Source organism: Streptomyces sp. NPDC031474 (genome assembly GCF_055581185.1).
The window spans coordinates 1-15125 of record NZ_JBVIJX010000020.1; the positions used below are offsets into that span (position 1 = coordinate 1).

Annotated in this window: 12 protein-coding genes; 9 read left to right on the forward strand and 3 right to left on the reverse strand. The window is 66.8% G+C overall.

The annotated features are described in order from the left end of the window. The first annotated feature begins 589 nt into the window (after nt 1-589). The gene (locus tag ACZ5SK_RS36045; protein ID WP_457494366.1) at nt 590-1945 is read left to right on the forward strand and encodes a VCBS repeat-containing protein; all 1356 of its coding nucleotides are present in this window, start codon (nt 590-592) and stop codon (nt 1943-1945) included. A gap of 220 nt (nt 1946-2165) precedes the next feature. On the opposite strand, the gene ACZ5SK_RS36050 is transcribed toward ACZ5SK_RS36045, so the two are convergent. Beyond that, the gene (locus ACZ5SK_RS36050; RefSeq protein WP_457494365.1) at nt 2166-2525 is read right to left on the reverse strand and encodes a hypothetical protein; all 360 of its coding nucleotides are present in this window, start codon (nt 2523-2525) and stop codon (nt 2166-2168) included. A gap of 51 nt (nt 2526-2576) precedes the next feature. On the opposite strand from ACZ5SK_RS36050, the gene ACZ5SK_RS36055 reads away from it, so the two are divergent. Together ACZ5SK_RS36055 and ACZ5SK_RS36060 are read left to right on the forward strand one after the other, a co-directional pair. Then, nucleotides 2577-7034, forward strand: a complete 4458-nt coding sequence (locus ACZ5SK_RS36055; protein WP_457494364.1) for a polymorphic toxin-type HINT domain-containing protein — start codon at nt 2577-2579, stop codon at nt 7032-7034. Between the two features lie 11 nt (nt 7035-7045). Continuing rightward, entirely contained in the window at nt 7046-7486 is a 441-nt protein-coding gene (locus tag ACZ5SK_RS36060) for an SUKH-3 domain-containing protein (protein WP_457494363.1), read from the forward strand. A 225-nt stretch (nt 7487-7711) separates the two neighbouring features. On the opposite strand, the gene ACZ5SK_RS36065 is transcribed toward ACZ5SK_RS36060, so the two are convergent. Further along, nucleotides 7712-7939, reverse strand: coding sequence for a DUF397 domain-containing protein (locus ACZ5SK_RS36065; protein ID WP_457494362.1), 228 nt, complete (start codon nt 7937-7939; stop codon nt 7712-7714). A gap of 9 nt (nt 7940-7948) precedes the next feature. Next, a complete protein-coding gene (locus ACZ5SK_RS36070; protein WP_457494361.1) occupies nt 7949-8800 on the reverse strand; it encodes a helix-turn-helix domain-containing protein in 852 nt (283 codons plus the stop codon). 243 nt (nt 8801-9043) lie between these two features. On the opposite strand from ACZ5SK_RS36070, the gene ACZ5SK_RS36075 reads away from it, so the two are divergent. The 6 genes from ACZ5SK_RS36075 to ACZ5SK_RS36100 all read left to right on the forward strand — a co-directional run bounded on the left by ACZ5SK_RS36075 (nt 9044) and on the right by ACZ5SK_RS36100 (nt 14968). Beyond that, nucleotides 9044-9505, forward strand: a complete 462-nt coding sequence (locus ACZ5SK_RS36075) for an ATP-binding protein (protein ID WP_457494360.1) — start codon at nt 9044-9046, stop codon at nt 9503-9505. Continuing rightward, a complete protein-coding gene (locus ACZ5SK_RS36080; RefSeq protein ID WP_457494359.1) occupies nt 9498-10208 on the forward strand; it encodes a Uma2 family endonuclease in 711 nt (236 codons plus the stop codon). Before ACZ5SK_RS36075 ends, ACZ5SK_RS36080 begins: the two co-directional genes overlap by 8 nt. Before the next feature lie 203 nt (nt 10209-10411). Further along, on the forward strand, nt 10412-10732 hold the full coding sequence (gene rplU / locus ACZ5SK_RS36085; protein WP_007381993.1) for a 50S ribosomal protein L21: 321 nt from the start codon (nt 10412-10414) through the stop codon (nt 10730-10732). Between the two features lie 14 nt (nt 10733-10746). Next, complete coding sequence (rpmA, locus tag ACZ5SK_RS36090; RefSeq protein WP_010041940.1) at nt 10747-11001, forward strand: 50S ribosomal protein L27; 255 nt, start codon at nt 10747-10749, stop codon at nt 10999-11001. Nucleotides 11002-11173: 172 nt separating this feature from the next. Next, nucleotides 11174-12610, forward strand: a complete 1437-nt coding sequence (gene obgE, locus ACZ5SK_RS36095) for a GTPase ObgE (protein WP_468577014.1) — start codon at nt 11174-11176, stop codon at nt 12608-12610. An 858-nt stretch (nt 12611-13468) separates the two neighbouring features. Then, entirely contained in the window at nt 13469-14968 is a 1500-nt protein-coding gene (locus ACZ5SK_RS36100; protein WP_457494357.1) for a D-ribitol-5-phosphate cytidylyltransferase, read from the forward strand. Nucleotides 14969-15125: the final 157 nt, after the last annotated feature.

The window sequence follows — 15125 nt, forward strand, 5'->3', positions numbered from 1 at the left end:
CCGCCGCCCCCGCGGCGGTGCCGCCGGCCAGCCGAATGAACCGTCTCCGGCCGTATTCGGCACGCCTCTTTCCAGCCATAACTCTGGTCCCCCCCAAGGGTGTTGAGCAGCAGTGATCATTAGATGATCTTGTTTGGCGGTGTTGTGGATCGTATGTGAAACCTGTGGGTTTCCGTGTGGGTCAAGAGAAGTTCAACCGAAGGTGTGGGAGGGGTAGTTGGGGCAAAACGGTGCGTTGCGGGATGTTTGGCTAGGGGTGAGGGTGTTCTGTGATGGAAATGTGATCTGCCGTATGCGTCGGTGCCGGATATATGCGCATGGTGCGAAATCAAAAGCCGGTAAAGGATCGAGGTCGTTTAACTGACTGTTCGGGGGCGGTGACTTTTGGTGTTCGGGGCGGGGGTGGACTTGGGGACTGGTTGGAGGCGTAGGGCTGCCGGTGTCGTATCGGCGGCTCTGCTCATGTCAGGTGCATGTGGAATCGTTCCTTCGACTTCCGCCTACGCGGCCGGATGCACCGGCGGAGTGGACTCCGACTTCAACGGCGGACGGCATACGGGACACGGCGATAGCGGACCCGCAGGCGACGGTGTCGGGCCAGGAGGGCGCGGGCGCGATCCAGATCGTCCTCGGCGGCGGCAAGGGCGTGACCACGCTGTCGCAGGACACGCCGAACATCTCCGACGTCGCCGAGGCGGGCGACCAGTTCGGCTTCTCGCTCGCCGTGTACGACGCCAACCTCGACGGCTGCAGTGACATCGCTGTCGGAATGCCGTACGAGGACGTCGGCTCGGTCCAGGACGCAGGCCTCGTGCAGCTCATCTACGGGTCGACAGCGGGCCTCGGCCAGGGGACCACGGGTTCGCTCGGCTTCCGCCAGGGCGCCGACGGCAACATGGCCGACGCCTACGAGGCCGAGGACTGGGTCGGCTACTCGGTCGCGGGCGGTGTGTCGGCTACGGGCGTGCCGTTCCTCGTGATCGGGGTCCCGGGGGAGGACAGCTCGGGGCTCACGGACATGGGGCTCGCGGCCTACGCGTACGGGGTCACTCCGGCCGTCACTTCGTTCCATCAGAACAGTCCCGGCATGTGGGAGGACGCGGAGCCGTACGACCGCTTCGGCGCCTCGGTCGCCGCCACCAGCCGGTACTTCGTGGTCGGCGCTCCAGGGGAGAGCATCGGAACGGTCGCCTTCGCGGGCGGCCTCCAGGCCCTCCAGCCGTCGCTCAACACGGACGGCGTCCCCAACCCCCTCTACGGCATGGGGCAGGGCCGTACGGGAACGTCCGACACCGCAGCCCAGACGGACGACCGGTACAGTTCCGCCCTTGCGATGGCTCCCTACCGTCCGTCGGGAGCGGCCACCACCACCGACTCGATCCTTGCCGTGGGGGTGCCGGGAGAGGACCTCGGTACCACGGTCGACGCCGGGGCGGTGCACGTCTACCAGATGAAGGCGGACGGCACAGTGGTCCTGCTCAACTGGATAGACCAGAACGCCGAAGGCGTCGAGGAGAAGGCCGAACCCGGTGACTTCTTCGGCCAGCAGCTCGCGGCGGTGAACACCACGACCAACGTGGTGGGTACGGCCAGCACCATGCGCCTTGCTGTGGGCGTGCCCGGCGAGGAGTCGACGGAGGAGGCCCCGGAGGCGGGCGGTATCCAGATCTTTCCGCTGATCGGCGCGCCTGGTGCCTCGGACACCTGGATCGAGCCCGGCAGCGGCATTCCCTTCGGACCGTCGGCCCGGACGTACGCGGGCATCAGCCTCGGCGCGAGTCCGTCGCTGCTGTACGTGGGCCTGCCTTACGGGCCGGTCGACGGGCGGGCGGTCCACGGCTTCCCGTGGAATACAGCCTCGGGTGCTGCGCCGACGCAGACGTGGAAGCCCGGTGAGGGCGGCATTCCCGCGGGCGGCGTCGCCTTCGGGGCGGCGGTCCGATGAGTTCTCGTCGACCACGCGTCATCCGCCGGAAAGGGCCTTCAGGCGAACGGACTTCGCAGACAGACACGAGCCGAGTGGAGAGTGGACGCGTGTCCGCAGGCAGACCCAGATCGACACGGCGGGGCCTGGTTCTCCGCGCCGCCGCTGCGGCGGCCGTCACCGGCGTGGTGGTGACCGGGGTCGCGGCTCTCCCGGTCAACGGGGGTACCTCGGCGCGGGATCAGGCACAGAGTGTCGCCGACCAGCCGATGGTGACCGAGCAGCAGGCGATGGCCGTGGCGAAAAAGAGCGGCAAGCAGACGGAGGTCGAGGGGCTGCGTACCGAGCGCAGGGATGTCTTCGCCGAGCCCGACGGCACCTTCACGGCCCGCGAGTACACCGAGCCGGTGCGCACGGTCCAGGCTGGGAAGTGGGTGGACGTCGATGCCAGGCTGGTGAAGCGGGCGGACGGGAGTTGGGGGCCGAAGGCGGCCACCGTGGACCTCAGCTTCTCCGCCGGTGATGCGGGGAAGCCGTTCGTGGTGATGGAGCGGGCGGGCCGTGAGTTCGCCTTGACCTGGCCGTATGGCGACCTGCCCACGCCGACGGTGGCGCCTCCTACACGGATGCGGAGGAGTTCACCGGCCACCAGTTGGAGGCGGCGACCTACGACGGCGGCAAGCTGGTCTCCAAGACGATCGACGCCCCGTGGAAGTACTACACGGCCACCCAGACCAGGAGCTGGGGCACCACCCGCGCGGCGATCGTGCGCAGTCAGACCGGCCGTGGCTTCAGCCTGAAGTCCGACGGCACCTGGCGCGAAACGAAGTCCACGACGACGTACGACACGTCCAACGGCACCGGCCGCGTCCTGGAGGTCGACGACCTTGGTGACGTCTCCACCGCCAAGGACGACACCTGCACCCGTACCACCTACGCGGACAACGCGGCGAAGAACATGCTCTCGCTGCCCGCGCGCAGCGAGTCCGTCACTGTGAAGTGCGCGACGGCCCCCGACCGCAGGACCCAGGTGCTGGCGGACGAGCGCACCTCCTACGACAAGGGTGCGTTCGGTGCGGCGCCCACGAAGGGCGACGCCACCAGGACCGAGCGGATGACGTCGCACGACGGCACCACGGCGACTTACCAGGTCACCGGTGCCACGACCTACGACGACTTCGGTCGCCCGCTGTCCCAGCAGGACGCCAAGCAGTACGGGACGACGAGCCAGACGAAGACCGTCTACACCGAGACGAACGGCCTGTTGTCGAAGACGGTCGTCACCAACGCCCTCGGCCACACCACCACCACCGACTACGCCCAGGCGTGGGGCATGTCGGCCGGCCAGACCGACCCCAACGGCAAGCGCACCGACCTCGCCTACGACGCCCTGGGCCGCCTGACCTCCGTGTGGTTGGCGGACCGGGCGAGCAGGCAGACGCCGAGCATCAGGTACTCGTACAACGTCCGCAAGGACAAGGTCACCTCGATCAAGACGGAGAAGATCGAGAACGACGGCACCTACGGCGCCGAGTACCAGCTCTACGACAGCATGCTCAGGCCCCGCCAGATCCAGACCGAAGGCCCGGACGGCACCCGCATGGTCGCCGACACGTTCTACGACGCCACCGGCAACGTCAGGAAGACCAACTCGACGTACAACGCGGCCGGCGCGGCCGAGGGCGAACTGCTCCTCGTGAGCGACAGCCAGGTGGGCTCTCAGAACCTGATCGAGCACGACGGTCTGGGCCGGACCACGGCCGACATCTTCGCGGTCTCTGGCGCCGAACAGTGGCGCACCACGACCGCTTACGACGGTGAGTCGACCCATGTGAACCCGCCGACCGGCGGCGTGCCCACGACGACGATCACCGACGGCCAGGGCAACGTCTCCGAGATCCGCCACTACCGGGGTTCCTCGCCCGGTGTAGGGGTTCCGTACGACTCGACGAAGTACACCTACAACACGGCGGGTCTGCTGGAGACGGTCACCGACGCCAAGAACAACGTTTGGCGTTACGAGTACGACCAGCTGGGCCGCAAGAAGCTGAGTGTCGATCCCGACGCGGGCACGTCACGCACGGAGTACGACGAGCTGGACCGCCCGATCGCCACGTACGACGGACGCAACAAGAAGACCTCCACGGTCTACGACGAGCTCGGACGCGTGCTCTCGACCTGGCAGGGCGACGCCGGTACCGGCACCAAGCTGAGCGAGACCAGGTACGACAAGGCGGGTTGGCTGGGCCAGGCCTACGGCTTCCTCAGCTACATCTCGCCGACGGAGTACTTCGCCACGGTCGTGCAGTCGATGGACTCGCTCTACCGTCCGCTGAAAACCGCCTACCAGATCCCCGCCTCCCAGGGCTCCCTGGCCGGTACCTACGCCTTCACCACCACGTACCACACCGACGGAACGGTCCAGACCGCAGGCATGCCCGCCATCGGCGATCTGCCGGCGGAGAGCCTGGTCTACACGTACGACGACCTGCAGCGGCCGACGTCGATGACGGGCGACGTCAACTCGTACGTCACCGACACCGTCTACTCCGAGACCAGCCAACTCCAGCAGTTGGAGCTGTCCAACGGCAGTGGCAAGAAGGTCTGGCAGACCTTCAACCATGAGAAGGGCACCGACCGGCTGACCCGCTCGATGGTCGACGTCTATGGCGCCACCGCCCCGGCGAAGGACTCGTACTACTCCTACGACCAGTCAGGCAACGTCCTCTCCATCTCGGACACGGCGAACACCTCGACGCCGGACCTGCAGTGCTTCGCCTACGACGGCCGGCAGCGACTCGCGGACGCCTGGACCCCGGCGGCCACCGCGACGACCGCGGCCGGCTCCGGCACCCGCGGCTCCACGACACCGGTGAACGGCACGGGCCCCACGGCCTGTGACACCGCGGCCGGTTCGAGCACGCTGGGCGGTCCGGCCCCGTACTGGAAGTCGTACGAGACGGACGCCATCGGCAACCGAATCTCCGAGACCAACCACGACACCGGTCTCGACGCGACGAAGAACATCACCCGCACCTACGAGTACGGCGGCGCGGGCGCGCTCGGCGACGGACCGCACCAGGTCACCAAGGTCACCGAGAAGACCCCGACCGGGGACAGGCAGACGTCGTACGAGTACGACGACGCGGGCAACACCACCAAGCGCACCATCGGCGGCAACGCCCAGTCCCTGACCTGGAACGACGCTGGCAAGGTCAGCGAGGTCACCGAGGCGAACGGCTCGAAGACCAGCTACCTGTACGACGCGTCCGGCAACCGTCTCGTCCGCAAGGATCCCTCGGGTACGACCGTCTACCTGCCGGGCACTGAGCTGAAGCTGTCGGCTGACGGCACCAAGAAGGAAGCGACCCGCTACTACGAGTACGCCGGCCAGACCGTCGCGGTCCGTACCGCGGCAAAGCTCTCCTTCGTCGCCGCCGACCACCACGGCACGGGCGAACTGGCGATCGACGCGGCAACCGGCGCGATCTCCCAACGGCGCTTCGACCCCTACGGAGTGGAGCGTGGCGAGAAACTCGGCCCGTGGCCGGGGGAGAAGGGCTTTGTCGGCGGCACGATCGACGCCTCGACCGGCCTGACCCACCTGGGGGCGCGGGAGTACGACTCGGCGATCGGCAAGTTCATCTCGGTCGACCCGATCATCGACTACACCCAACCGCAACAGATCAACGGCTACGCCTACGCCAACAACTCGCCGGTCACGGAGGCGGACCCGAGCGGACTGCTGTCGGCGGCGTGCACTTTCGCCGGGATCTCTTGCACCAGTGGCTGCGGCAATTTGTGCGCGCCCGAAGAGACCAAGGTCACCGAGGCGAAGGCAGCGGTCAGCGAGGCTGAGGGCCAGCAGGCAAGGGCCAAGCAACGCATTCAGTCCGCGGGCAAGGCGCTGATCAAGATCGCCCGGGACATCCTGGGCGTGGACGCGGCTCTGGACTGCATCTCCAGCGGAGACGTCGGAGCCTGTGGCGAGACCCTGCTCAACATCGCGGGCAGCTTCGCGGGCGGCCTCGCCGGCAAGATCATGGCCAAGTACGGGGCTCCGTGGAAGTGGGCCAAGGGCCTCAAACTCGTCAAACGAGTGACCGGCCTGGTCAAGGACCTGATCGGCGGCGCGAAGGGCCTCTTCAAGGCGAACAAGGCCCTGGGCAAGGCCAGAATGGGGCTGGCCAAGGCGACGGAGAAGCTGGCGGAGGCTAGAAAGAAAGCCGCGGCGGCACTGAAGAAAAAGGGCAACGACTCCTGCCCGGTGCCAGGACTCAAGCACAGCTTCCTGCCCGGCACGAAGGTTTTGCTCGCCAACGGCAAGAACAAGCCGATCGAGCAGGTGAAACTTGGCGACAAGATCACCGCCACGGATCCCAAGACCGGGAAGACGACCGCTCACGAGGTCGTCGGCACGATCGTCACCGAGGACGACAAGCACTTCGTCGACTTGACGATCAAGGGTAAGTCGGGCAAGCCCGAGACCTTGGTCTCCACCACAACTCACCCCTTCTGGGCAGACTCCAAGAAGGCGTGGATCGACGCCGGCGACCTTAAGCCCGGCATGCGATTGCACACCGCGGAGAATGGGTCGGTCGAGCTCACAGGCATCCGCGCCTTCGACAAGCGCCAGCGAACGCACGACCTGACGGTCAGCGACGTGCACACGTACTACGTCTTGGCGGAAGACACGCCACTTCTCGTGCACAACTGCGGTAGCGCCGTCGAGGCTGTCCTCGAGGAGGCGGAGAACGTCGCGGATCTCACGAACTCGCAGCGACCCAAGGTGATTGAGGCGCTCCAGATCGGAGATCAGAAGCCTCTGATCGCCCACAGCGACGGCGGTGTCGGCACACGGGCTGTGCACCCGCAGGTACAGGCCGTCCTCGACTCCATCCCCGATACCGCGCGGGGGAACAATCATGGAGGTTGTGGGTTGGTGGAATGCCTCACGCAGGCGTTGAATGCAGGACAGGATCCGACCGGAGCCACCGCGGCCGCCGCTCTGGGGCGCGCCCGGACGAACTCGAGATTCAAGGACACAATTGGTCCGTGCGACAGTTGCAAGGTGCTGGTCGAGCACTTCAGCATCGACTTTCTGACATGACGGGACGAAGAATGGCGAGATTCACTCCCGAAGTGGAGCGCGTACTACGTCTCTCCGGCTGGTCCCCGGGTCGGCAGACGGACATTGAGGCCTGGAAGGAGCAACTCTCTGACTTCACGTGGCATCCGGCAGCGGAGCGGTTCCTGACGGAGTTCGGCGGTATGGCGGTTGACGTGAGCGGTCGCGGGGTCAACGTTGCGCGGGAGCCGTTCGAGATCGATCCGGAACTGGCCGTAGGGGAGGAGGGAGCGTTCCAGCAACTGTCGGAACGCTTCGGCCGCAAGTTCTTCCCCATTGGGGAGATCGGGCGCGGAGAGTTCCTGCTGGCGATCGATGAGGACGGCGTCCTGTACCTGCTCGCTGCCTGGGCCTTCCGCCTAGGTCCGTCGGATGAGGCGCTGGAGAACCTGATCAACGGAGTGAAGGCGGTGAAACTGCCGCTCCCCGACTGAGGGGTCGGGGCCCGGTTTGACACCTCAAGCCGGGCCCCATAGCCCTGACGCCTCAGCGTGGCGACTGATGTGCGGCAAGCCGTACTTCTCTTCCGAGGGTGTTGGCTTTCGCCCGACCGCGGAGAAATTGCTTTTCCGGTAGAGCGAACAACCGCTCTGGCCGTGGTAGTCGAGCATCGCTGCGCCCGCGACAGATATCGACCGGTGCTGGCAGTTTTCTGAAACCTACCCGCTTCGGTCCTGGTGAGCTGCCGGTTTCGGAGAATGAAACGGATCCTCTGGGGCTATGAAGGCGGCTATCAGCGCTGCCAGTGGGCGCGTGTCGGTAGTGAGGATGCGGTGCGGTTCGTCGCTTTCGCGGAGGAGGATCGTTCCGGTGGGGGTGGTGGCGAGGTAAACGCAGGATGAGGCTTCCTCGCTGTATGTGGATTTCTGCCAGTTGAGTTCGGTCATGGCTTGGCCTTAGGTGTGTTGGGCGATGCGGTGGATGAGGTCGCGGGAAGGCGCGGGTTCCAGAGTGGCCTGCTCCATGCGGTCCAGGATGAGTCGGTACTTGGCCAACTGTGCGACGGAGTCGATGAGTTCGCTGCCATGGGCCGCGTCGAGCTGGGCGGTGTCGAGGGCGGGGACCGGCCCGTGCGCGTAGTCCAGGCCGTGGCCGACGGTGGGGAAGGCCGTGCCGTCGAACGGGATTACCCGGACGGCGACGTGGGGCTGTTCGCTCATCTTCATGACGTGGTCCAGCTGGGCGCGCGCCACTTCCCGGCCGCCGAAGCCCATACGTAGGGCGGCTTCGTGGATGATCGCCGTGTACTGCGGTGGCTGGTCCCGGTGGAGGATGGCCTGGCGCTTGATCCGGTGGGAGATGCGGTACTCGATCTCATGTGGGCGTAGAGCCGGCACCACCTGGCGGAACAAGGCGCGGGCGTGCTCCGGGGTTTGGAGCAGGCCGGGGATGTTGATGACCTGGGCGACGCGTAGAGCGACCGCGTGGTGCTCCATCTCTGCGACGTCCAGGAAGCGGGGTGGCAGCGTGTCCCGGTACTCCTCCCACCAGCCGCGTTCGCGGTGCGTCGCCATGGCCACGAGCGCGTCGACGAGGGCCTCGTCGGTGCAGTCGTAGTTGTGGGCGAGTGTGCGGATGCGCTGCTCGCTGAGGCCGAAGCGGCCTGTCTCGATGTTGCTGATGCGTGCCTGGTTCGCGCCGATCATCTCGCCGGCCGCGCGGGCGGTGAGGCCCGCCTGCTCGCGGAGCTTGCGCAGTTCGGTGCCCAGGCGGAGTTGGCGTGCCGTGGGTGTCTGCCGTGGCGGCATGCTTCCGCTCCCTTGCCTTGCGTTGTACGAGTCACCCACACGAGTGGAACGTCGGATACATCCGAAGATTCTGTAGAAACCATTCTACGTACCCCGCTACGGTGAGTCCCGAGCCGCTCACCCGGCCCCGCCGACAACCCGGAAGCGCACCGCGCCGCACTTCACATGCGTGCGCGGCACTGCCACCGACCGGTCGGGCCGGACCGTCGAGTGAGCCAACTTCCCCCACCGCAGGAGGCGTTCATGGTCACCGTATCCCCGTCGGAGTGCGAAGCGGTTCCAACCTGGGCGTACACACTTCAACTGCCCCATGACCCACGGGCCGCCCGGATCGCCCGCGTCACGCTCAGAGCCGTTCTCGTCGGACACGGCATGCGCCAACTCCAGGACCCCGCCGAACTGTTGGCCACGGAGCTCGTCACCAACGCCTACCGGCACTCCGCAGGTCCAGCCGCCCTGCGCCTTCGCGGCCTCGGCGGCAGTCGGCTCCGCGTGAGTGTCTGGGACGCCAACCCCTACATCCCACCCCCCTTCGACAAGCGGTCCGGGTCCCGCCGTCTCCCCGTTTCGGCGGGCGCTGACGCCGAGGGTGGGCGCGGGCTCTTTCTCGTATGCCATTACGCCGAGGCGTGGGGTGGGTATCCGCTCGGCGGCGGCCTCTCCGGGGGCGGCGGGAAGCTTCTGTGGTGCGAGGTGGGTGGGTGAGCGTGCCGAGGGGCGGGCGGCTGTCACAGCCCGGCGCTATCGTGGTGCAGGCGACACGCTCTGTAATCAGTGGAGGATCGTGGTGACCGTCATGACCGAGCGCCCCCGGGCCATAGACACCCCTGTGAGTGGGTCCTTTGAGGACATGCTCCGGATCGTCGAGGGACTGGACACACCTGCCGGCTACAAGGCCGAGCTCATTCGGGGGAAGATCGTCGTGTCGCCGTGGTCGAAGCTGCGTTACCTGCGTCCCATGCGAAGTCTGCGTGAGCAGGTGGAGGCGCACGCGCCCGACGGGCATGTCACGGAGACTTCCCCCTTTCTCTTCGTCTTCCCTCCCTCCGAGCGCGGCTACGGGCCCGATCTCTTCGTCGCCGACGTATCCGCCTTCGACGTCGAAGGCCGGCACGCCGACGGCGCCGCCCTCTCCCTCGCCGCCGAGCTGACCTCCGACTCCACCAAGGATGTCGACTGGGTCGACAAGATGGAGACGTATGGGCGGGTTGTGCCGGTCTACCTGCTGCTTGATATGCGGGTCGGGGAGATCAACGTTCTCTGGGATCCGTCTCCCAAGGGGTACCGGTCGCGGACCAACGTTCCCTTCGGGCGGCCTGTGCGGATTCCCGCGCCGTTCGACTTCGAGCTCGACACGTCCGGGTTCGGCGTCCCGGGGGGCGAGAACCCCGAGGACGAGCAGAGGTGAGATGAGCGGGCCCCGGCCCGGTTTGACCCCCGGAGACGCGCCCCGTAGCCTTGACCCTCGGCGTGTCGACTGGCATGCCACATCCCCGTAAACCTTTTCCTCCTGGTTGCCGGTACTTCGGTGGTCGGGAGAGGCCGTCCGTGTTCGTTCCCGGGTGGCTGGACTTCGGGGGTGCCGTCCCAGAGCGAGAGAGTGAGATCAGCGTGTACGCCATCGTGCGCAGCGGTGGTCGCCAGCACAAGGTTGCTGTCGGCGACATCGTTGAGGTTGACAAGATTTCCACTGCCAAGGTTGGCGACACGGTCGAGCTCTCGACCCTGCTCGTTGTCGACGGCGACGCTGTGACCAGCGACCCGTGGGTGCTGGCCGGCATCAAGGTCCAGGCCGAGGTCGTGGACCACCACAAGGGCGTCAAGATCGACATCCTTCGCTACAAGAACAAGACCGGCTACCGCCGTCGTCAGGGCCACCGCCAGCAGTACACGGCGATCAAGGTCACTGAGATCCCCGCGGCTGCGAAGTAAGGGACTGAGGAGACATGGCACACAAGAAGGGCGCATCGTCCACCCGGAACGGTCGCGACTCCAATGCCCAGCGGCTCGGCGTGAAGCGCTTCGGCGGTCAGGTCGTCAACGCGGGTGAGATCCTGGTCCGCCAGCGCGGCACGCACTTCCACCCCGGCGCGGGCGTCGGCCGTGGCGGCGACGACACGCTGTTCGCCCTGCAGGCCGGTTCGGTGCAGTTCGGCACCCACCGTGGCCGCAAGGTCGTGAACATCGTCCCGGTCGCCTGAATCAGTCGCATCACCTGCGTCACCTGATTCACGGCTCAGACCGAGCGTTTCGCGAGGCGGACCTCACTTCCCTTACGGGAAGGCGGGTCCGCCTTTCGCGTGTTGACCAAGTAGTCGGTACAAGTAGTACCCGCGTAATACCCCTGTTTTCGTAGTGCTGGAGGCACCCACCATGACCACCTTCGTGGACCGCGTCGAACTGCATGTCGCCGCGGGTAACGGGGGCCACGGCTGTGCCTCCGTCCACCGTGAGAAGTTCAAGCCGCTCGGCGGTCCCGACGGGGGCAACGGCGGCCGTGGCGGCGATGTGATCCTGGTCGTCGACCAGTCGGTCACCACGCTCCTCGACTACCACCACAAGCCGCACCGCAGCGCCACCAACGGCAAGCCCGGTGAGGGCGGCAACCGCTCCGGAAAGGACGGCCAGGACCTGGTCCTGCCGGTCCCGGACGGCACGGTGATCCAGGACAAGGCCGGCAACGTGCTCGCCGACCTGGTCGGCCACGGGACGTCCTACGTCGCGGCCCAAGGTGGTCGTGGCGGCCTCGGCAACGCCGCCCTCTCCTCGGCCCGCCGCAAGGCACCCGGCTTCGCGCTGCTCGGCGAGCCCGGCGATTTCCACGACATCGTCCTGGAGCTGAAGACGGTCGCGGACGTGGCCCTCGTCGGCTACCCGAGCGCGGGCAAGTCGTCGCTGATCTCCGTCCTGTCCGCCGCCAAGCCGAAGATCGCGGACTACCCGTTCACGACCCTCGTCCCGAACCTGGGCGTGGTGACGGCGGGCGAGATCGTGTACACCATCGCCGACGTGCCGGGCCTCATCCCGGGCGCCAGCCAGGGCAAAGGCCTGGGCCTGGAGTTCCTGCGCCACGTCGAGCGGTGCAGTGTGCTGGTGCACGTCCTCGACACGGCCACGCTCGAATCCGAGCGTGACCCGCTCTCCGACCTCGACATCATCGAGGAGGAGCTCAAGCAGTACGGCGGCCTCGGCAACCGTCCGCGGCTCGTGGTCCTCAACAAGATCGACGTGCCGGACGGCAAGGACCTCGCGGAGATGGTGCGACCGGAGCTGGAAGATCGCGGTTACCGCGTCTTCGAGGTGTCCGCGGTCGCCCACATGGGGCTGAAGGAGCTCTCCTTCGCCCTCGCCGAGATGGTGGGTACGGCGCGCGCGGCCAAGCCGAAGGAGGAGGCGACCCGGATCGTCATCCGTCCCAAGGCGGTCGACGACACCGGCTTCACCGTCAGCCTGGAGGAGGACGGTCTGTTCCGCGTCCGGGGCGAGAAGCCCGAACGCTGGGTTCGGCAGACCGACTTCAACAACGACGAGGCCGTCGGCTACCTCGCCGACCGGCTCAACCGTCTCGGTGTCGAGGACGCGCTGATGAAGGCGGGCGCCCGCGGCGGCGACGGCGTCGCCATCGGCCCCGAGGACAACGCGGTCGTCTTCGACTGGGAGCCGTCCGTGACGGCCGGCGCCGAGATGCTCGGCCGCCGCGGAGAGGACCACCGCTTCGAGGAGCCGCGCCCCGCGACCCAGCGCCGCCGGGACAAGCAGGCCGAACGCGACGAGGCGGCCCAGGAGTTCGAGGGCTTCGAGCCCTTCTAGCCCTCCGAGCTCGTCCAGCCCTCCGAGCTTGTCTAGCCCGTCCAGCCCTCTTCCCTTCACCTGTCGGACCCGTTGCGGTGAGCCCGCAACGGGTCCTTCTTTGTCCCGTCACTTGTCATGCACGCGAATCCTGAGTTCAGCCGATGGCAGCGAAAAGAGGGACCGGCCGGGCCGCGTAACGACGCTCAGGCCCCCGTAAAGGCTGCCCTCGCGGAACGTGTGGAATTCCGCGGCAATGACCTGTCCGTCGCAATGACCTGTCCGACGGGCTCTATTCGAGGCCGGCCGGAACCGATCCGCGACGGGCCGGTCATGCATATGAAGAACACGTGTAGTCCGACCTCACGGGACGTGAAGATCTCCACATCCAACGGATGGACGTACGAATGGTCGGGGGCCCGGCAGGCCGGGGGTCGCCCGGATCGGATCGTGCCCGAGGTGGCCGCTCAGACCCTGTACGGGGCGCCGGCGGCGGTGGTCGCGGGCCCGCCCGGACCGCGGCGCGCGCCGTGCGCCGGACCTAGCCGAAGGAACTCGTACGCGTACCCGGACACCGGTGCCTCAAACGGCTGCGGCGGCGCTGACACCCGTCCACAGACGTTAGAGTCAGCCTCGTCACCGCCGCTGTCACTGCGGTCATTCTCGTCACTCTCGGCAATGGGTTACGCCTTGTGGAGTTACTCACAGGATTTCCAGGGGGCTTCCATGGGAAGCCGCGTCGACGGCTCAGCAATCGCCTGCGGTGGAAGGTGAATGCCAGGTTGCGAGCATATTTGCAGCGAACGACGCTCACCTTGCATCGCGGTAACCGAAAGTGGGACGCTTTCACCGTCCCTGTCGTCCCAAGGTAGGTCCTCTGTGTCCCAGCGCATAGCCAAGCCCCGTACCACCGCAGTGATCCTGGCCGGTGGCACCGGTCAGCGGGTGGGTCTGTCGATCCCCAAGCAGCTGCTGAAGATCGCCGGCAAGGCCGTCATCGAACACACCTTGACCACCTTTGAGAAGGCCGACTCGGTCGACGACATCATCGTGCTGATGGCGCCGGGCTATGTGTCGGACGTCGAGAAGATCGTGTCCAAGGCCGGGTTCGAGAAGGTCCGGGCGATCATCGAGGGCGGCTCCACGCGCAACGAGACCACCGAGCGCGCCATCGCCGCCCTGGGTGAGGGACTGGCCGACGGCGAGGACCTCAACGTCCTCTTCCACGACGCCGTACGCCCCCTGCTCTCGCGGCGCGTCATCGACGACTGCGTGGCGGCGCTGGAGCGTTACCAGGCCGTCGACGTCGCCATCCCGTCCGCGGACACCATCATCGTCACGCGCACGCACGGCGAGGACGGCGAGTTCATCACGGAGATCCCGGACCGCTCCCGGCTGCGCCGCGGCCAGACCCCGCAGGCGTTCAAGCTGTCCACCATCCGCCGGGCGTACGAGGTGGCGGCGGGCGACCCCAACTTCCAGGCCACGGACGACTGCACGGTCGTACTGCGCTACCTGCCCGACGTGCCGATCCACGTCGTGGCGGGCGACGAGTACAACATGAAGGTGACCCAGCCCGTCGACGTGTTCCTCGCCGACAAACTGTTCCAACTGGCCTCCTCGGCCGCCCCCGAGCAGATGGGCGAAGAGGTCTACCGCGAGCTCCTCACCGGCAAGACCGTGGTCGTCTTCGGCGGTTCGTACGGCATCGGCAAGGACATCGCCGAACTCGCCGGGTCCTACGGCGCCCACGTCTACGCCCTGGGCCGCTCCACCACCGGCACACATGTGGAGAACCCGGAGGAGGTCGACGACGCCCTGTCCAAGGCGTACAGCGAGACGGGGCGCATCGACTACGTCGTCAACACCGCGGGCGTGCTGCGCATCGGCAAGCTGGCCGAGACCGACAACGCGACCATCGAGGAAGCGCTGAAGGTCAACTACCTGGCCCCGGTGCAGATCGCACGTTCGGCTTACAAGTACCTCGCCGAGACGAAGGGCCAGTTGCTGCTGTACACCTCCAGCAGCTACACCCGCGGCCGTGCCGAGTACAGCCTCTACTCCTCGACCAAGGCCGCGATGGTGAACCTCACCCAGGCCCTGTCCGACGAGTGGGCCGGTGACGGCATCCGGGTGAACTGCGTCAACCCGGAGCGTACGGCGACGCCCATGCGCACCAAGGCCTTCGGTCAGGAGCCCGCGGGCAGCCTGCTCTCCTCCGAGGCGGTCGCCCGCACCTCTCTTGACGTGCTGCTTTCCGAGCTCACCGGCCATGTCATCGACGTCCGCCAGCAGGACCCGACGGCGGCCGCGGGCAAGGCCTCCGGCTTCGAGCAGGCCCTGGCCGGCGTCCTGGACCGTCAGGACGGCGTGGCATAATCAAGCGTAAATAGCCAGCGAATTTTCAGGCCTCTGTGGCTCCCTGTTTACGGAGAATTCACAGAGGCCTGAACCCGTAAAGCTTTCGAAACATCCGAAAAACCTCCGAAACCTTCACAAAGGATTTTCCGGACTTTTTAGGCACCTATGACCGGCC

Coding starts and splice junctions, on each gene's coding strand:
- ACZ5SK_RS36060 (WP_457494363.1), top strand. CDS start 7,046: ATGGCGAGATTCACTCCCGAAGTGGAGCGCGTACTACGTCTCTCCGGC.
- ACZ5SK_RS36065 (WP_457494362.1), bottom strand. CDS start 7,939: ATGACCGAACTCAACTGGCAGAAATCCACATACAGCGAGGAAGCCTCA.
- ACZ5SK_RS36070 (WP_457494361.1), bottom strand. CDS start 8,800: ATGCCGCCACGGCAGACACCCACGGCACGCCAACTCCGCCTGGGCACC.
- ACZ5SK_RS36075 (WP_457494360.1), top strand. CDS start 9,044: ATGGTCACCGTATCCCCGTCGGAGTGCGAAGCGGTTCCAACCTGGGCG.
- rpmA (WP_010041940.1), top strand. CDS start 10,747: ATGGCACACAAGAAGGGCGCATCGTCCACCCGGAACGGTCGCGACTCC.
- obgE (WP_468577014.1), top strand. CDS start 11,174: ATGACCACCTTCGTGGACCGCGTCGAACTGCATGTCGCCGCGGGTAAC.